Below are 16,619 nucleotides of genomic sequence, written 5' to 3'. Positions count from 1 at the left end.
CGCCGCGGGTCAGGGGCAGGCGACCTGGACGGTGACCTGGATGACGTCGTAGCCGCCGTCCGGGGTCTGCACCGTGATCAGGAAGGTGTCGGTGCCGGAGAAGCCCGCCTCGGGGGTGTAGACGACGGTCGAGCCGGGGCCCTCGACCGCGGTGCCGTGCGCGGGGGTGTCCACCGCGGTCAGCACGGTGCCGGGCGCACGGCCGACCAGGGCGGACACGGTCACGGGGGTGCCGGGGGTGGTGGCGGCCGGGAGGGTCGAGGTCACGCTGCTGCTGTCGGCCAGCACCTCGATCTTCAGCTTCTGCTCGAACATGACGCCGCCGGGCGTACGGGCCGTGTAGTACAGGCAGTCCTTGCCGACGAAGCCGGGGGCCGGGGTGTAGCGGATCGTCGAGTCCGGGTTCACCACGACGGTCCCGTGGTCGACGTCGTACACGTTCAGCACGGCCCCGCCGGGGAGGCCGTCGGCGGCGAGCACGTCCGCCACCACCGGGGAGCCGATCGTGGTGACGGCGTGCGCCACCCGGCCGATGGCGTGGCTGTGGCAGGAGTGCGAACAGGACGACGGCGCGATGCGCGGGGCGGCGGCGTGCGCGGCCGGAGCCAGCAGCAGACCGGCGGCGAGCGCGGGGACGGCGAGCGAGGCCAGGCGACGGGCAGAGAACAAGGGACTTCCTCACATCGGAGAACCGGCCGGCACCGTGGCGGCCCGACCGCGGGACACTTCCCGGCAGCCGGGCCGGGCCCGGACCGCCGAAGGAATCGACCGGACGGTAACCGCTGGCGGGCACGGCCATTCCCGTGCGACCGCACATTCCCCCGAATGCCACCGACCCCGCCCGGCCCCCGGCCAATCGGGCGGTGCGGCACACGACTTGATCCGTATCCGCACCACGCCCCCCGTCACCCGGTCGCGCTGTCCCGGGCAGCGCCATTGCGGCGAAACGGGCCGCCCGGCGGCCCCGGAGCGCGGACGGCGCGGCGCGGTACCGCCCGACCGCGGGAAGCGGACGGCGCGGCGCGGCGCCGGAAAAGGACGGGACCGACCTACCCTGGAGGGACGGAAGGACGTGACAGCCGATGGGACACCGGATCGACGGCACTGCGGGTGACGTCCTCACCGCGCGCCTGCGCACCCAGACCGCCCGGCTCGCCGCCCTCGAACCCGACGTCCGCGCCGACCGGCCCGACGCCGTCCACCGGATGCGGGTCGCCGCCCGCCGCCTGCGCAGCGCCCTGCGCACCCACCGGCGCCACCTGCGCGGCGACCGCACCCGCACCGAGGACGAACTCCAGTGGCTCGGTCGCGCCCTCGGCCGGGCCCGGGACGCCGAAGTGCTCGGCGCCCGCCTGCTCGCCCAGGCCCGCGAACTGCCCGACGGCGCCGACCGGGCCCGGGTCCTCGCCGAACTCGCCACCTGGAGCGAACGCGAGACCCGCGAGGCCCGCCCGCAGGTGCTCGCCGCCCTCGACAGCGAACGCTTCCGCCGCCTGCTCGCCGAACTCACCGCCCTCGCCGCCGACCCGCCCCTCAACGCCCGCGCCGCCCGCCCCGCCGCCCCCGAACTCACCCGCACCCTGCGCCGCGAACACCGCCGCACCGCCGAACGCCTCGCCGCCGCCCGCCGGGCCCCCGACGGCCCCGCCCGCGAACACGCCCTGCACGATGCCCGCAAGGCCGCCAAACGCGCCCGCTACGCCGGCGAGAGCGTCGGCCGCCCCGCCCGCGGCTTCACCCACCGGATGCGCGCCCTCCAGGACGTCCTCGGCCGCCACCAGGACGCCGTCGTCGCCCGCGACACCGTCCGCACCCTCTCCGACGGCGGCTTCGGCTACGGCGCCCTCTACGGCCGCCAGACCGCCGAACTCGCCTTCGCCCGCGAACTCCTCCCCGCCGCCTGGGAACAGGCCGCCCGCCGCCCGCAACGCCTCCGCCGCGCCTGAACGCCGCCACACCGCCCCCACCCTGCGGAACCGGCGCCGTTAGCATCGTGCGGGTGCCCACGATCGAAGACCTGACGCCCCGTCCGCTCCCCGAACCGCCCACCGCGCTGCGGGCCGCCGACAGGTGGTCGACACCCTGCTCGACCACCGGCCGGACCGAACGACCCGGTCGCTACGGCGCGATCGCTACGGCGCGGTCGGCTCCAGGCCGGCCGCGAGGGCGGCGGTGCGCAGCAGCTCGTCGACCATGGCGGGAGTGAGGCGGCCGGTGTAGGTGTTGCGCGGGCTGACGTGGAAGCAGCCGAACAGGTGCAGCGGTGCGCCGCCGTCCGCAGCCGGCAGGACGGCGTGCGCCCCGTGCCCGAACTTCGGCTTCGGGCGCGGCACTTGCCACCCCGAGGCGGCCAGTACCGGCAGCACCGACTGCCAGGCGAAACCGCCGAGGGCGACCACCGCGCGCACCGTCGGCCGCAGGTACGCCAACTCGCGGACGATCCACGGACGGCAGGTGTCGCGCTCCGCGTTGGTCGGCCGGTTCTCCGGCGGGGCGCAGCGCACCGGGTCGGTGATCCGGACGCCGGCCAGCTCCAGCCCGTCGCCGCGCCACACCGAGTGCGGGCGGTTCGCCAGCCCGAGGCGGTGCAGCGAGGCGTACAGCAGGTCGCCGGACGGGTCGCCGGTGAAGATCCGCCCGGTCCGGTTGCCGCCGTGCGCGGCCGGGGCCAGCCCGACCAGCAGCAGGCTCGCGTCGGCCGGCCCGAACCCGGGGATCGGCCGCCCCCAGTACTCCTGGTCCTGGAACGCCCGGCGCTTGACCCGGGAGGTCTCCTCCCGCCACTCGACCAGCCGCGGACAGGCCCGGCAGTCCACCACCCGCGCGTCCAGCTCCGCCAGGCCGTGCACCTGTTCGAGCTGCCGGAGCGGCGATTCGGGCCCTTCGGGCGGCGCGGGCGATCCGGACGGTCCGGACGGCGCCGGCGGTTCGGGCGGCGCCGGCGGTTCGGGCGGCGCGGGCGGTTCGGGCGGCGCGGGCGGCGCGGGCGGTCGCATGCCGCCGATCCTACGGCGCAGCACCCGGCGGCCCGGGGAGCGCCGCGGGGCGGGGCGGGCGGAGTAGCGTGGAGGTACGGGCCCGCGGTGCCGGCCCGGATCGTTCCGGACCGCTCCGGCACCGGCTCGGCGCCCGCCTGCTCGGGGCGAGGTGACGGCGATGGTCGTGGTCGACGCGGTGATTGCGCTGCTGGTGGTCTACATCGGGCTGAGCGTGCGCACGGTCCAGCAGTACGAACTCGGCGTGGTGTTCCGGTTCGGCCGGGTGCTGGACGGGGTGCGCGGCCCCGGCCTGGCCCGGATCGTCCCGGTGGCCGACCGGATGCGCCGGGTGAACGTGCAGATCGTCACCATGCCGGTGCCCGCCCAGGAGGGCATCACCCGGGACAACGTGACCGTCCGGGTCGACGCGGTGGTGTACTTCAAGGTCGTCGACCCGGTGAAGGCCATCGTCAACGTGCAGGACTACGGCTTCGCGATCTCCCAGGTCGCCCAGACCTCGCTGCGGTCGATCATCGGCAAGAGCGAGCTGGACGACCTGCTCGCCAACCGGGAGCCGATCAACCAGGGGCTCGAACTGATGCTGGACAGCCCGGCGTTGGGCTGGGGCATCCAGATCGACCGGGTCGAGATCAAGGACGTCGCGCTGCCCGAGTCGATGAAGCGCTCGATGGCCCGGCAGGCCGAGGCCGACCGGGAGCGGCGGGCCCGGATCATCACCGCCGACGGCGAGTTCCAGGCCTCCGCCCGGCTCTCGGAGGCCGCGAAGGTGATGGCGCAGACCCCCGCCGCGCTCCAACTGCGGTTGCTGCAGACCGTGGTGGAGGTCGCCGCCGAGAAGAACTCCACCCTGGTGCTGCCCTTCCCGGTTGAACTGCTGCGCTTCCTGGAGAGTTCCACCGAACGCGCCACCGCACAGGCCGTCCGGGAGGCGGGCACGGCCCGGCTCGCGGAGGCGGTGGGCGGAACCCCGCCGCCGGGCCCCGGGACGGCAGCGGCCGTGCCGGAACCCGACCCGGGCGTCGAGCAGTTGGAACTGCCGCAGTATCCCGCCGCCCCTCCTGCCGTCGGGTCCGAACCCGGCCTCGCCGGAACGGAGACGGACCGGACCCCCGCACCGCCGCACGCGACCTGACGCGGAACCGGCCGACCGTCGACGGGGCCGGGGCTGGTGGCGGTGGCGGTGGTGCACCGGCGGTGGCGCAGGCCGGTTCTCGCCGTCAACCGGCCGACAGCGGATCGACGGTGATCGCGTAACCGGTGGCGGCGTCCAGCAGCGGGCGGTTGCCGAGCGAGCGCGAGAGCCGGTAGTCGGCGGGCGCGTCCACCAGCACGTCGATGCAGCTGCCCGACTGCACGGTCGTCCTGCCGATCAGCACCACCACCCGGTCCGTTTCGTAGACCCGGCCCGGGAGCACCCGGTCGCAGGCACCGTGGGCGACGTGCACGCTGACGGTCGACCCGTCCGCCGACGTGGCCGTCCAGCGGTGGACCGTGGCCAGCCCGGGGATGTCCACCTCGGGGACCGGCGGGTGCCCCGGCCCGGCCACGTTCGCGGCCACCGCCGGGTAGACGAACGGCTCGGAGTAGCCCTCGACGGTGAACTCCCAGGTCGGGACGGTCGCTTGCCACCGGCTGGTGAGGACCTGCCGGGTACCGGGGCGGATCGCGTCGATGACGAGCGGAGCGGAGCAGTTCGGGCAGGGCCCGCCCGCGGTCAGGTGCGCGGCGATCCGCGACGCCGGGATCAGGGGCAGCGTCAGGCTCGCCCCGCTCGACCAACGGACCTCCCCACTGCCCGGGGCCTCGGGCGGCGCGGCACGCAGCGTGAGCCGGCCGTCCTCGAACGCCTGCCGGTCGGCGTCGTCGTGGAACCCGCCCGACGGCAGCCACTGCTCCGGGAGGCTCCACGGCCAGTACTCGGCCAGCCAGGACCGCTCCTTGGCCGACCCCGGCCAGGCCCGGGCCACCTCGGCGGCGCGCTTCATCGACGCGGCTTCGGCCGTGGGCGCCGCACCGACGGGGGAGGAGCCGGTGGCCGCTCCCACCACCGCGACGAGGAACAGGACGGACAAGAACGTGCGAGCCCTCATCAGGCAACCCCCCCGGTTCGACTCTCCTGCTCCCAGGACACCCGGCCCGCCCCGGCCGGTGCCAGCTCGCGCCGGTAACGGTTTGCCGACGACCTCCGCCCGGAACGCCCGCCCTGGACGCCTGCTTGCCCGCCCGCCCGCACGGTGGCGGTGCGGCGGCGGTGCCCGGTGGCGACCCGGTCGGGCCCGGGGCGAGCATGGAAACAGGCGGCAACGGACACAGGAAACGGACACAGCGACCTCGGGAGGTCCGGCCATGACCACCGCGAAAGAGATCATGCACCCCGGAGCGGAGTGCGTCACCGGCGAGCAGACCCTCGCCGACGCGGCCCGCATCATGCGGGAGCGCGACGTCGGCGCGCTGCCGATCTGCGACGAGCGGCAGAAGCTGCTCGGCATCCTGACCGACCGCGACATCGTCCTCAAGTGCGTCGCCGAGGGCCGCGACCCGGCCATCGTGCGCTGCCTCGAACTCGCCGTCGGGCGCCCGATGGTGATCGAGGAGGACGAGGAGACCGACCTGGTCCTGCGGATCATGGAGCAGCACCGGGTGCGCCGGCTCCCCGTGATCAACCACCCGGAGCACGAACTGGTCGGGATGATCAGCGAGGCCGACATCGCCCGCCGACTCCCGCAGGACCGCCTCGCCGAGTTCGTCACCGCCGTCACCGCCCCCGCCGCTCCCTGAACCGGGTACGGCGGGGGCTTCGCGGCGGGCGGATCCGTCAGCGCGGGTCCGTCAGCGTGGGCCTGTCAGTGCGGGTCCGTCAGCGCGGGTACTGCCGGGGCAGCTCGGCGAGGAAGGCGTCCGCGATCACCCGGTAGCCCGCGTCGTTGGCGTGGATGTCGCCGCGCGCCATGTTGGTCCACTGCAGGATCCGGGCCACGTTCAGCGGCACCTGCTGCCCGTCCAGCGGTACCGACGGGAGGAACGAGTACGTCGAGAACGCGCCCGCCACGTCCGCGGTCGGCACCCGGTGGCGGGCGTCCACCGCGCCGATCACGGCGTTCAGCGCACCCGCCAGCGGCACCGACGCGGTGGCCGTCGCCCGCCCCTGCTCGCCGGTCGTCCAGACCGCCAGGAACGGGTCGTACAGGTTCATGCCGACGATCCGGGTGCGCGGTCCCGCCGCCGCCCGCAGCTCGCCGAGGATGCGGTCCAGGCCGGTCCTGACCTGGTCGATGCCCTTGAGCGCGCACGGCAGGTCCAGCGAACCGCCCGCCGCGCAGCGCTGCACGTCATTGGCGCCGATGTCGATCGTCACCAGCGTCTCGTCGTTCCGGTGCGCCTTCAACCAGGCCACCGCCGCCGCCAGTTGCGATCCCGAGAAGCTGTGCGGGTACGGGCAGCCGCCGTCCGCCATGCTGCCGGTGGTCTCGCCCGGGCACCCCAGATCGGTGAACTCGAACGGGCGGCCCTCCGCCTCCGCCCGCGCACCCAGCGTCCCCGCCAGGTCCTGCGCGTAGCCCCGCCCCACCACGTGCCCGCCGCCCGGCGTGGACTGGTAGCCCGCCGCCAGCGAATCGCCCAACGCCAGGTAGTACGCGGTGCGGTGCGCCCCGCCCTGCCCCCGGCCCTGCCCCTGGTTCTCGCTCGCCGCGGCGGCGGGCACGGTGGCCGCGCCGAGCAGCGCGACGGCGGTCAGCGCGGCGGAGAGCAACGTGCGACGCAGCGGCACCGGACGGGACGCGCGGGAGGAGCGGTAGGACGGGCTGGACGGGTGGCTCGGGCGCATGGGTGGTGGCCTCCGGACGGCGTGGGATCGGCCAGGGGAGGCTACTGCCCGGTACGCCCCGAGGGGTAGGGGTGTGCACGGGCGAACACCCGGCGCGCGAGCGGACGTTGCGCGCGCGGCCGGTGCACGACGGGCGTCCCTGGGCGGGGGTCACGGAGTCGGCGTCACGGAGTCGGCGTCACAGGGCGGGGCGGGTCAGCTGCAGGGCGCCGTCGGGGGAGCGCTCCAGCAGGGCCAGCGCGTCGCCGCTGTTGGCGCGGCCGCCGCTGCGCGTTTCGCGCAGGATCGACAGGCAGGTGACGGTGGTCGGGCCGATCCGGGCGTCCAGCGGGCGGTGCATGTGGCCGCAGAAGTGGTGACGGGGTTTCAGGCGCTCGACCAGGGTGCGCAGTTCAGGTCGGCCCACCGGACGCTCGTCCGGCGAGGCGGCCGGCAGCAGCCCCGCCGGCCAGTCGTGGGTCAGCAGCACGTCCACCCCGCCGGGGACGCGCGGGCCCTCCGCCAGCAGTCGGCCCAGCTCGGCCGCCGTGTAGTAGTTGCGGTCGCGGTTCGACTCCCGCACCGGCCGCGCCGCGTCCGTCACCCGCGCCGAGTGGATGCCCGAGAGGAACGCCACCCGCAGGCCCGCCACCTCGGCGACCCCCGCCCGGCCGAGGAACCGCACCCCCGGCGCCCACTCCCCGGGGCCCGCCGCGTCCAGCGCGGGCCACGGCTCGTGATTGCCGCCGATGAAGAACAGCGGCGCGCCCAGCGGCAGTTCACCGGCCGCCACGAACGGGAAGTCACCGACCTTGCGGTACTTCGCCGGGCTGTACACCCCCGCCGCGTCCGCCTCGTCCCGGTTGGCCTCCACGTCGCCCACCGCGAGGACCGCGTCCAACGGGCCGTACGCCGCCCGCACCGCCGCCGCCCGCTCCGCGAGCAGCAGGAACTCGCCGTGCACGTCACCCACCACCAGCACCCGCGCCACCGGTGCTCCTCCGTCCTGTCCGCCGCCGTCCTGTTCACCGCCGAGACCGGACGGTAGCGGGGTTGGGGCGGAGGCGGAAAGCGGTTTCCCGTTGGGCGTGGGGCGGCCTGAGCAGGCACTGAAAGCGGTTTCCCGCTGGGCGCGGGGCACCCCGGGAGGCAACGGGGAAGCGCTTTCCCGCCGGAGGCGGGGGCGGGGGCGGGGCGCGGGGATCAGCCGGGGAAGGCGTACACCGTGGTGGCGTGGGCGACCGGGTCGTCCGGGGCCTGCGGGGTGGCCAGCACGATCTCGGCGAAGGCCATCCGGCGGCCCAGCTTGGTCAGCCGGGCGGTGACCAGCAGGTCGGTGTCCCGGGCCGGGCGCTGGAAGGTGGTGGACAGCTGGACGGTCGTCATCGGCGCGAAACCGCCCAGTGCCGCCGAGACCGCGATCACCGTCGCGGTGTCCGCCGCGGCCATCATCGCCTGGCCCGACAGCCCGCCCCCGTCCCGGGCCAGCCGGTCCGACCAGGGCAGTCGGAGCACCGCGTGGCGCTCGCCGGTCTCCACCACCGTCAGCCCCAGGTCCTGGACCCAGGGGGCGAAGTGGTCGGCGAGGATCTTGTCCGCCTCGGCGGGCGTGAGGGTGGTGGCCATGGCGCGATGGTAGGCGGCGGCGGTGACGCAACGCCATAGTCCGTGCGCACAGCGTGCCCCGGTCGTGCTCCACCGCCCGTACGGTGCATGGTGGTCAGGTGGGAGTGCGGCGGAGTCTGGCGGGACTGCGCGGTGAGTGGCGCACCGGGCACCTCATGGTGCTCGTGCCGCTCGCCCTGATCGTGCTGATCTCCGCCGTCGACATCTCCATCTCCCCGGACATCCACCTCGGCCCGCTGCTGGTGATCGCCCCCGCCCTCACCCCGTCCTTCGCCGGCAGCCGCACCACCGCGCTGATCGGCGCCCTCGCCGTGCTGGCCCAGTTGGTCATCGCCGTCCTGCACGGCGGCCTGTTCACCTCCAACCACGAGGCCCAACTCGCCGCCCTCGCCCTGCTCACCGGCGCGCTCGTCGCCTACTGCCGGGTCCGCGAACGCCACGGCCGCGAACTCGACCAGGTCCGCGCCGTCTCCGACACCGTCCAGCGCGTCCTGATCCGCCCGCTCCCCGACCGGGCCGGACCGCTGCGCCTCGCCGCCTGCTACCTCGCCGCCGCCGACGAGGCCAAGGTCGGCGGCGACCTCTACGCCGTCGTCCGCACCGCCGGAGCCACCCGCCTGCTGATCGGCGACGTCCGCGGCAAGGGACTCGACGCCGTCGGCGACGCCGCCGCCCTGCTCGGCGCCTTCCGCGAACTCGCCCACCACCACGAGGACCCCGCCGAACTCGCCCACGTCCTCGAAGCGTCCTACTGCCGCCACCTCGCCGAACTCGCCGCCGACACCGGGCAGGACGTCCACGAGAACTTCGTCACCGCCCTCGTCCTCGACCTCCCCGACCGCCTGCCGGTCCTGCGGATCACCGACTGCGGACACCCGCCCCCGCTGCTCCTCGGCCCCGACGGCACCCGCACCCTCCCGCTGCGCCGCGCCGCCCCGCCGCTCGGCATGAGCGCGCTCGGCCCCGTCGAACGCCGCACCGAGGAGTTCGCCTTCCCGCCCGGCACCACCCTGCTCCTGCACACCGACGGCGTCACCGAGGCCCGGGACCGCACCGGCACCTTCTACCCCCTGTCCGACCGCGCCGCCCGCCTCCCCCTGCCCACCACGCCCACCGCCCTCCTCGACGGCCTGCGCCACGACCTGCTCCACTACGTCGGCGGCCGCCTCCCCGACGACGCCGCCCTGGTCGCCGTCCTCCGGGAGACACGGGAGACCTAGCGGCTCGGTTCGGATCCTTGGACGGGGAATCCACTGATGTCAGCACGGGGTGAGATCGTTCCTGCATGACTCATGCGGCTGATGGCGGTGCGGAGGGAAGCGTCGAGCACGCGGTCATTGCGCGGTATCGACTGACTGGCGACGGCTTCGGCGAGCCGGGCGATCGGGCGGCTGTCCGCGCGGCTCAGAACCTCTTGATCGAGGCGATTGAACGAGCCGGTGTCGGTGAGTTCGACGGTAATGAGTTCGGGGGCGGTGAGGTGGTGCTCTTCGCCTACGGTCCGGATGCCGATGCGCTCTTCGCCGTTATGGAACCTGTCCTGCGTGACCTGCCGTTCCGCCCGGCGAATGTGGTCTTGCGGTACGGATCCGCGTCGGGTCCCGCCGCTGCTGAACAGCTTGTGGAGCTGTAGCGGGTCGGCGTCGCGCGTCAGGCGGCCAGGGTCGGGTACTCGGCCCAGCTGTGGATCGTCGAGTCGGGGGTGAAGTTGGACTTCGACTCCGCGCGGCTGTTGCGCCAGCGTAGGTAGAAGTTGATGGCGGCGTTCTGCTCGGCGTGGCTGCGGTGGTCGGTGCCGTTGGGGGCGAAGCAGCGCAGGGCGGCGAACTCCGACTCGATCCGGTTCAGCCACGATCCGTAGGTCGGCAGGAAGACCAGCTCGACCTGGTTGTCCGCGGCCCAGGCGCGGGCGTTCGGATGCTTGTGCGGGGAGAAGTTGTCCAGCACGACATGGAGCTTCTCCCCGGGCCAGCGGGCACGCAGGGCCTTGAGCAGGGCCAGGAACTCGCGCCAGCGTTTGCGGGGACGGATGCGGTAGTACATCTTGCCTGTCGCCAGGTCCAGGGCGGCGAGCATGTGCGTCACGCCGTCGTAGCGGCTGTAGGTCGCCCGCAGTCTTCGCGGTGAGCGGCGCTGACGGCATGCCCTGCCCTTTCGGGGCATCAGGTCCAACGGCCCGAACTCGTCCACGCCCACCACTCGGCCGTCGCCGGGCGGGGTGTCGTAGAGCGCCAGGACCCGGTGCATCTTGGCGATGAAGTCCGGATCGTCCGAGGACTTCCAGGTCGTGGTGGCCTGCCAGGAGACCTTGCCCTCGTACAGGATCCGGCACAGGGTCTCGCGGCTGACCGCCGGGACGACGGCGTGCCTGACCAGGTGCTCGGCCAGCTTGGTCAGGCTCCAGGTCGAGAACGCGGCGATCTTCCAGTCTGCGGGGGACGTTCGGGCGATCAGGCAGATGTGCTCGTGCACCTGGTCACTGATTAGCTCTCGGGCGTCCCCCGTTCCATTTTGGGTCCAGCGCGTCGAGCCCCCGCTCGTTGAAAGCGTGGATGATATCCCGCAGGTAGTCGGCACTGACCTGCATGAGTGAGGTGATGTCCGGCACCGACTGGCCTTGCGCGGACATCATCACGACGATCGCCCGCCGAAGCCTCACCGGATCCTTCGCGGTCCGGCTGATCCGCTGCAACTGGCGTCCTTCCTCCATACTCACCGGCCGGACGAACACTCCTGGACGACGCCCCACGACCACCTCCACGGTCACAACCTGGAGGCAGCCTGCCCTGCGACAGCCGGATGATCAATTACCCGGCCAAGGATCCGAGCCCAGCCACTGGGCCGTCTCTTTCGGACGGGCAGGCGAAGGCGTAAACCGGTGGCGACCTTCTCCTCAACGTCCATAGGATCGCCGGGTGACGCACCACACTATTGACCCGGCGACGATCACGCCGGAGATGGCTGCTCAGATCCGCACGTGGCGGTGCGATGAGGACTACTCCTGGCGGGCTGTTGCCCAGGCCTCTACCGACCTTTGGGGATCCGAATGGGGCAGCAACCAACTCTTTGGCGAAGACCTCTGTGTGGCCGCAGCGAAGCTGCTGGGTGAAGATCCCTACAGGGACCCGTGGAACTGATGCTCGTCAGGTGGCCCTCTCGGATCGGCGGGCGGACCGGACGAAGATGCCCGCGATGTGGAGTCCCGCCCGGAAGACGGTGGCGGTCTTCTCGTATCGAGTGGCCAGGCCGCGCCAGTTCTTGAGGCGGTTGATGCAGCGCTCGACGGTGTTGCGCTGCTTGTAGGCCCGGCGGTCGAAGGACGGCGGACGGCCGCTGGTGCTGCCCTTGCGCTCACGGTTGGCAATCTGGTCGGCAGGCTGAGGGACGACCGCCCGGATCCCGCGCCTTTGCAGGTGCTCTCGGATCGCTCGGGACGAGTAGGCCCGATCGGCCAGGACCACGACGGGCCGGGTACGCGGTCTGCCGATTGCCCTGGGTACGCGCAGGGCGGCCATGACGTGTTCGAACACGGGTGCGTCGCCGGCCTGGCCGGGCGTGAGGTGGAAGCACGGCGGGAGGCAGCGGCCGTCCGCTGCGAGACGGATCTTCGTCGTCAGCCCGCCGCGGGAACGCCCGATGGCGTGGTGTCCGGGCTCGCCGGCCGGGCCCCTTTTGACGGGCCCCGGCCGCGTTCTGGTGGGCTCGGACGATCGTGGAGTCGACCGAGACGGCCCAGCCCAGGTCGCCCTCGGCATCGGCCCGGGTGAGCAGCGCGGTGAAGATCCGCTGCCAAGTGCCGTCGATCGCCCAGTTCCTCAGTCGGGTGCAGACGCCCTGCCAGGAACCGTACTCGGCGGGTAGGTGCACCCACTGTGAGCCGGTCTGGAACTTCCACGCGATCGCGTCGATCACCTGCCGGTGATCACGCCACCGCCCACCCCGCTTCGGCGTCCGGTCCGGCAACAACGGCTCTGTCCGCGCTCACTGCGCGTCAGTCAACGGCACAACCAGACCAACGATCAGATGATCGGAAAGAAATGACCTAGCCGGCGCTGGTCCGGTTCCAGAAGTGGTGGGTGAGGCCGCTCGCCGAGGTCGCCGACTCGACGGTGAAGCGGTCCTGGAGTTCGGCGAGCCCGTCCCACATCGACACCCCGGTGCCCAGGGTGACGGGCACGGTGACCAGGTGCATGAAGTCGACGAGGTCGGCCGCCAGGAACTGCCGGACCGTGGAGGGGCCGCCGCCGATGCGGATGTCCCCGCCGCCGGCGAGTTCCCGGGCGCGGGCGAGGGCTTCCTCGGGCGTGGCGTCGAGGAAGTGGAAGCTCGTGCCGTTGTCGAAGGAGATCGGGTCGCGCCGGTGATGGGTGAGGACCACCACGGGCGTGCGGAAGGGGGGCTCCTCGCCCCACCAGCCCCGCCAGTCGTTGTCGGTCCACTCGCCGGTCTGCGGACCGAACTTGCCCCGGCCCATGATCTCGGCCCCGATCCCCTGGCCCCAGGTGCTGGTGAGCGCGCGATCGAGGGTGATCGGCGCGTCCACGCCGTCCACACCGTGGATGAACCGCCCGTCGAAGTACCCGAACAGCCGCTCGGCGCCGCCGACGGGCGCGTCGAGGGTGATCGTCTCGCCCGCGCTGTAGCCGTCCAGGGAGATGTGGAAGTTGTGCACGCGGACTTTGCTCATGCGGTCCACCTTCGGCCAGTGCTCGCGGTCTCCAAGCGGTCGCAGCGAGCCTACGACCCGGGACCGTCAACCGCGGGTACGGTCGCTCCCGACACGTGTCGGCGGGTTGCCCCGACCCGTTGCCTTCGGACCGCTACAACGGCCCGGGGACCGGACGGCTCCGGAGCCAGTACGAGCGGGCGGCGACGGTGAGCGCGAGACCGTACCCGGCGAACGCGGTCATCCCGACCCAGGCCATCAGCAGCGCGTCCCCCGGGGAGTGGGCGTCGCCCTGCCGCATCGTCACCACCCCGGTCGCGGCCAGGACGCAGTAGCCCAGCCCGAACACTCCGTACAGGGTGAGGCTGGCGGAGCCGATCAGGGCCGGAGCCAGCGGGAGCCAGCGCGGAACCCGGCGGGCGCTCAGGAGGAGGGTCCAGCGCGGGAGGACCTGCCCCCACGGACGGACCAGACCCCACAGCAGGAAGACGCCGAGCGCGGCCAGCAGGACGGTGACGTCCAGGCCCCAGGACTCCAGGGTGAGCCAGATCCCCGAGGCGCCGTTGCGCACCGAGACCGCGATGTTCTCCTCGCCGCTGATCCCGGCGAAGGTGCCGCCGAACGCCCAGACCAGTTTCATCACGACGTACGGGAGGAAGGCCACGGAGCCGCCGACGGCGGCGAGTTGGACCCGCAGCGGGGCGGCGGAGGGCGCGGGCGGGGCGAGACCTGCGGTGGTCGGGCGGCGGTCGGACCGGGCGGTCGCCGCCAGCAGGAGCGCGCCGACGGCGGCCAGCGAACGGTTCGCGGTGGCCGGCGGACTGTCCACCCCTTCGCCGGTCAGCAGCGTGATCACGTCCATCAGCAGACCGAACGCGGCGACCACCGTCACCCCGCAGAGCGCCCACAGCAGCACCCGCAGGGACTGCGGCGCCGGCCGCGGCCCGTGGCGGGCCACCGCCGCGCAGGCCGGGCCGGCCAGCGCGCCCACCGCCACGACGACCCAGTCGAGCGCGGCGCCCCCGGGCAGCTCACCGCCCTGGAACACCGGCGTCCCGCTCCCCGCGCACACCAGGCCGAAAGTGCCGTAGACCACCGCCCACAGCACCGCCACCCGACTTGCCCGGTACGGCCGTTCCCACCATCGCGCCCACCCCCGCGCCTGCCTCCGTTCCCACCATCGCGCCCACCATCGCGCCCGCCCCCGCGCCCACCACCGCGCCCGCCCCCGCACCTGTCCGTCAGCAGTCATGCCCCGACCCTCGCACCGGCCTTCGCCGGGCGGGATCGGCCGCCAGGACGAGCCGTGTCCCCCGACCGGGTGAGCGCTCCCGGCAGCAGTGGGTGGCGGGACACGGCGGGCCTACGGGGCCGGTATGAGCCAGGTCAGGCGGGTGGCCAGCCAGGGGCGGCGGCCGCCCGCGAGGAGTCGGCCGCGGAGGATGGCCCTCCACTGCGGGTCACGGTGGAAGGCGACCAGCAGGAAGGCCACCGGGTCGGCCGAGATCCGGCAGTCCGGGGTGCGCGCCGGTGCGCCGGCGGTCACCGTCAACTTCTGGTCGCGGATCAGGAGTTGGAGACGCGGGCCGCCGCGCACCGCGAGGTCGTAGGACACCTCGACGCCGCGGGAGCGGTCCTGGTCGAGGGCGCGGGGCATCATCGTGGGCATGGCCTGGCCGAGCACCAGCCGGGCGTGGTCCGGGTCGATCGGCCAGGGCAGGCCGACGGCGCGGGCGATGTCCAGGCCGTGCAGCAGGCACTCGCTGAGCAGCAGCCCGGTCGCGGTGGCCACCGTCAGCCGGGGCTCCGGCCCGTACCAGGGCGTGGGGAGCGGGGTCTCCGGGTCGAGCGCCGCCGTGGTGCGCAGGAAGCGCGCGCCGTGCTCGGCCAGGAACGCCCCCGGCCGGCCGTCGACCTGCTCGCCGACCAGGGTCAGCGCCCGGGCGTTGACCTCCGCCATCCAGACGCCGAACCCGACCTCGGTGGGCCGCAGTTCGGAGGCCGTGGCCACGGTCCCGCCGGAGTCGCCGCCCGCGGTGCCGGGGAGGACGGTCGACCAGTCCACGGCGGCCATCTCCTGCTGGCCGGGCACGGTCGAGCAGTACGCCAGGAACACCGCCGACAGGTGGACGGCGACCTCGCCCGCCGTCCAGGCCGGCAGGGCCGAGCGGCGGCCCAAGTCCGACGCGGCGGAAAGGAGTTGGACGACCCGGTCGACGGCGTCGGCGAGCGCGAGGCGGGTCCGGCGGTGGGCGTCGGCCGGATCGGCGACGGGACCGGTGGCAGGGGCGGGACGTTCGGACACGGCGGCGACTCCCGGGGCAGTGGCGGACGGAGCGTGAGGCTACCGCTCGGTAATCCGCTGCGGAAGGTGGCGTGCGCGCAAAGGAACGGAGGGTGCCCGGCGGCGGGGCTGTTCCCGCAGGTGGGGCGGTGGATAGGGTGGAGTGGTCCACACCAGCCGCCGGACCGGAGGACCACCGTGCAGCCGATCACCGACCGACCGATCCGCTGGGGCATTCTCGCCACCGGCGGCATCGCCACCTCCTTCGTCGAGGACCTGGTGGCGGTCCCCGGGGCCGAGGTCTTCGCCGTCGCCTCCCGCCGCACCGACTCCGCGCGGGCCTTCGCCGACCGGCACGGCATCCCGCACGCCCACGGCAGCCTGGCGGACCTGGCCGCCGACCCCGAGGTCGACGTGGTGTACGTCGCCACCCCGCACTCCGCGCACCACGCCGGGACGAAGCTGCTGCTGGAGGCCGGAAAGGCGGTGCTCTGCGAGAAGCCGTTCACCCTCAACCACGGCCAGGCCGCCGAGTTGGTGTCGCTGGCCCGCAAGCGCGAGACCTTCCTGATGGAGGCGATGTGGACCTACCTCGACCCCACCGTGCGGCGGATCACCGAACTGGTCGCCGACGGCGCGATCGGTGAAGTCCGTACCGTGCAGGCCGAGTTCGGATTCGTCGAGGCGGAGGTGCCGGGCCACCGGCTGTGGGACCCGGCGGTCGGCGGCGGAGCCCTGCTCGACCTCGGCGTCTACCCGGTCGCCTTCGCCCAACTCCTGCTCGGCGAACCGGACTCGGTGCAGGCGCAGGCCCGCCTCAGCGGCCTCGGCGTGGACGCCCGCACCTCGATGCTGCTCGGCCACCCCGGCGGCGCCACCGCGCTGCTGTCCTGCTCGCTCGACGCCCAGTGCGGCCAGCGCGCCTCGATCCAGGGCAGCGCCGGCCGGATCGAGATCGACCGCGACTTCTTCCACCCCGCCGGCTTCACCCTGCACCGCCCGGGCACCGAACCCGAGACCTTCCACGGCCCGGCCAGGATCGGCCACGGCTACGGCCTGGAGGCCGCCGAGGTGATGCGCTGCCTGCGCGCGGGCGAGACCGAATCGCCGCTGGTGCCGCACGACTCGACGCTCGCCGTGATGCGCACCCTGGACGCGGTGCGCGAACGGACCGGGGTCCGCTACCCCGGCGAATGACGCCCCGTCGGATCTCCCCGTCGGATCTTCCCGCCCGGTTGC

At 73.7% G+C, this 16,619-nt stretch carries 19 protein-coding genes; 7 read left to right on the top strand and 12 right to left on the bottom strand.

The window, feature by feature from the left end:
• Nucleotides 1-9: 9 nt before the first annotated feature.
• Nucleotides 10-669 (bottom strand): Ig-like domain-containing protein, encoded by a 660-nt coding sequence (locus ACIOHG_RS10670; RefSeq protein WP_400947982.1) that lies wholly within the window; start codon nucleotides 667-669, stop codon nucleotides 10-12.
• 413 nt (nucleotides 670-1,082) lie between these two features.
• Here ACIOHG_RS10670 and ACIOHG_RS10665 point away from each other — a divergent pair, with 413 nt between their 5' ends.
• A complete protein-coding gene (locus ACIOHG_RS10665) occupies nucleotides 1,083-1,946 on the top strand; it encodes a CHAD domain-containing protein (protein WP_400947980.1) in 864 nt (287 codons plus the stop codon).
• Nucleotides 1,947-2,132: 186 nt separating this feature from the next.
• Here the strand turns inward: ACIOHG_RS10665 and ACIOHG_RS10660 are convergent, their stop codons facing one another.
• Nucleotides 2,133-2,996 carry a uracil-DNA glycosylase gene (locus ACIOHG_RS10660; RefSeq protein WP_400947978.1) on the bottom strand — a complete coding sequence of 288 codons (864 nt, stop codon included), beginning with the start codon at nucleotides 2,994-2,996 and terminating at the stop codon, nucleotides 2,133-2,135.
• A gap of 160 nt (nucleotides 2,997-3,156) precedes the next feature.
• Between ACIOHG_RS10660 and ACIOHG_RS10655 the strand changes: the two genes are divergently transcribed.
• A complete protein-coding gene (locus ACIOHG_RS10655) occupies nucleotides 3,157-4,131 on the top strand; it encodes an SPFH domain-containing protein (protein WP_400947976.1) in 975 nt (324 codons plus the stop codon).
• An 85-nt stretch (nucleotides 4,132-4,216) separates the two neighbouring features.
• Here ACIOHG_RS10655 and ACIOHG_RS10650 read toward each other — a convergent pair whose 3' ends face one another.
• A complete protein-coding gene (locus ACIOHG_RS10650; protein ID WP_400947974.1) occupies nucleotides 4,217-5,089 on the bottom strand; it encodes a hypothetical protein in 873 nt (290 codons plus the stop codon).
• 256 nt (nucleotides 5,090-5,345) lie between these two features.
• On the opposite strand from ACIOHG_RS10650, the gene ACIOHG_RS10645 reads away from it, so the two are divergent.
• Nucleotides 5,346-5,777 (top strand): CBS domain-containing protein, encoded by a 432-nt coding sequence (locus tag ACIOHG_RS10645; RefSeq protein WP_400947972.1) that lies wholly within the window; start codon nucleotides 5,346-5,348, stop codon nucleotides 5,775-5,777.
• A 79-nt stretch (nucleotides 5,778-5,856) separates the two neighbouring features.
• Here the strand turns inward: ACIOHG_RS10645 and ACIOHG_RS10640 are convergent, their stop codons facing one another.
• From ACIOHG_RS10640 to ACIOHG_RS10630, 3 genes are all read right to left on the bottom strand, one after another.
• A complete protein-coding gene (locus ACIOHG_RS10640) occupies nucleotides 5,857-6,825 on the bottom strand; it encodes an SGNH/GDSL hydrolase family protein (RefSeq protein ID WP_400947969.1) in 969 nt (322 codons plus the stop codon).
• A gap of 178 nt (nucleotides 6,826-7,003) precedes the next feature.
• Nucleotides 7,004-7,795, bottom strand: a complete 792-nt coding sequence (locus tag ACIOHG_RS10635; RefSeq protein WP_400947967.1) for a metallophosphoesterase — start codon at nucleotides 7,793-7,795, stop codon at nucleotides 7,004-7,006.
• A 212-nt stretch (nucleotides 7,796-8,007) separates the two neighbouring features.
• Nucleotides 8,008-8,430 (bottom strand): PaaI family thioesterase, encoded by a 423-nt coding sequence (locus ACIOHG_RS10630; RefSeq protein ID WP_400947965.1) that lies wholly within the window; start codon nucleotides 8,428-8,430, stop codon nucleotides 8,008-8,010.
• 155 nt (nucleotides 8,431-8,585) lie between these two features.
• Here ACIOHG_RS10630 and ACIOHG_RS10625 point away from each other — a divergent pair, with 155 nt between their 5' ends.
• Both ACIOHG_RS10625 and ACIOHG_RS10620 read left to right on the top strand, forming a co-directional pair.
• Nucleotides 8,586-9,650 carry a PP2C family protein-serine/threonine phosphatase gene (locus ACIOHG_RS10625; protein ID WP_400947963.1) on the top strand — a complete coding sequence of 355 codons (1,065 nt, stop codon included), beginning with the start codon at nucleotides 8,586-8,588 and terminating at the stop codon, nucleotides 9,648-9,650.
• A gap of 65 nt (nucleotides 9,651-9,715) precedes the next feature.
• Nucleotides 9,716-10,063, top strand: coding sequence for a hypothetical protein (locus tag ACIOHG_RS10620; protein WP_400947960.1), 348 nt, complete (start codon nucleotides 9,716-9,718; stop codon nucleotides 10,061-10,063).
• 17 nt (nucleotides 10,064-10,080) lie between these two features.
• On the opposite strand, the gene ACIOHG_RS10615 is transcribed toward ACIOHG_RS10620, so the two are convergent.
• Both ACIOHG_RS10615 and ACIOHG_RS10610 read right to left on the bottom strand, forming a co-directional pair.
• Nucleotides 10,081-10,902, bottom strand: coding sequence for an IS630 family transposase (locus ACIOHG_RS10615; protein WP_400947958.1), 822 nt, complete (start codon nucleotides 10,900-10,902; stop codon nucleotides 10,081-10,083).
• Between the two features lie 4 nt (nucleotides 10,903-10,906).
• Nucleotides 10,907-11,191, bottom strand: a complete 285-nt coding sequence (locus ACIOHG_RS10610) for a transposase (RefSeq protein WP_400947956.1) — start codon at nucleotides 11,189-11,191, stop codon at nucleotides 10,907-10,909.
• A 154-nt stretch (nucleotides 11,192-11,345) separates the two neighbouring features.
• Here ACIOHG_RS10610 and ACIOHG_RS10605 point away from each other — a divergent pair, with 154 nt between their 5' ends.
• On the top strand, nucleotides 11,346-11,567 hold the full coding sequence (locus tag ACIOHG_RS10605) for a hypothetical protein (protein ID WP_400947955.1): 222 nt from the start codon (nucleotides 11,346-11,348) through the stop codon (nucleotides 11,565-11,567).
• Between the two features lie 6 nt (nucleotides 11,568-11,573).
• On the opposite strand, the gene ACIOHG_RS10600 is transcribed toward ACIOHG_RS10605, so the two are convergent.
• The 4 genes from ACIOHG_RS10600 to ACIOHG_RS10585 form a co-directional block, all read right to left on the bottom strand.
• A protein-coding gene (locus tag ACIOHG_RS10600) for an IS5 family transposase (RefSeq protein ID WP_400947952.1) occupies nucleotides 11,574-12,396 on the bottom strand; the annotation gives its coding sequence in 2 pieces (ribosomal slippage) (nucleotides 11,574-12,104 and nucleotides 12,106-12,396; 822 coding nt in all).
• Between the two features lie 76 nt (nucleotides 12,397-12,472).
• Nucleotides 12,473-13,117 carry a dihydrofolate reductase family protein gene (locus ACIOHG_RS10595; RefSeq protein ID WP_400947950.1) on the bottom strand — a complete coding sequence of 215 codons (645 nt, stop codon included), beginning with the start codon at nucleotides 13,115-13,117 and terminating at the stop codon, nucleotides 12,473-12,475.
• 133 nt (nucleotides 13,118-13,250) lie between these two features.
• Entirely contained in the window at nucleotides 13,251-14,210 is a 960-nt protein-coding gene (locus ACIOHG_RS10590) for a hypothetical protein (RefSeq protein WP_400947947.1), read from the bottom strand.
• 249 nt (nucleotides 14,211-14,459) lie between these two features.
• A complete protein-coding gene (locus ACIOHG_RS10585) occupies nucleotides 14,460-15,401 on the bottom strand; it encodes a maleylpyruvate isomerase N-terminal domain-containing protein (RefSeq protein ID WP_400947944.1) in 942 nt (313 codons plus the stop codon).
• A gap of 177 nt (nucleotides 15,402-15,578) precedes the next feature.
• Between ACIOHG_RS10585 and ACIOHG_RS10580 the strand changes: the two genes are divergently transcribed.
• The gene (locus tag ACIOHG_RS10580; RefSeq protein ID WP_400947941.1) at nucleotides 15,579-16,577 is read left to right on the top strand and encodes a Gfo/Idh/MocA family protein; all 999 of its coding nucleotides are present in this window, start codon (nucleotides 15,579-15,581) and stop codon (nucleotides 16,575-16,577) included.
• Nucleotides 16,578-16,619: the final 42 nt, after the last annotated feature.

It is taken from the genome of Kitasatospora sp. NPDC088134 (genome assembly GCF_044741705.1).
GTDB lineage: Bacteria > Actinomycetota > Actinomycetes > Streptomycetales > Streptomycetaceae > Kitasatospora.
This window is presented reverse-complemented; position numbering and strand designations above follow the sequence as displayed.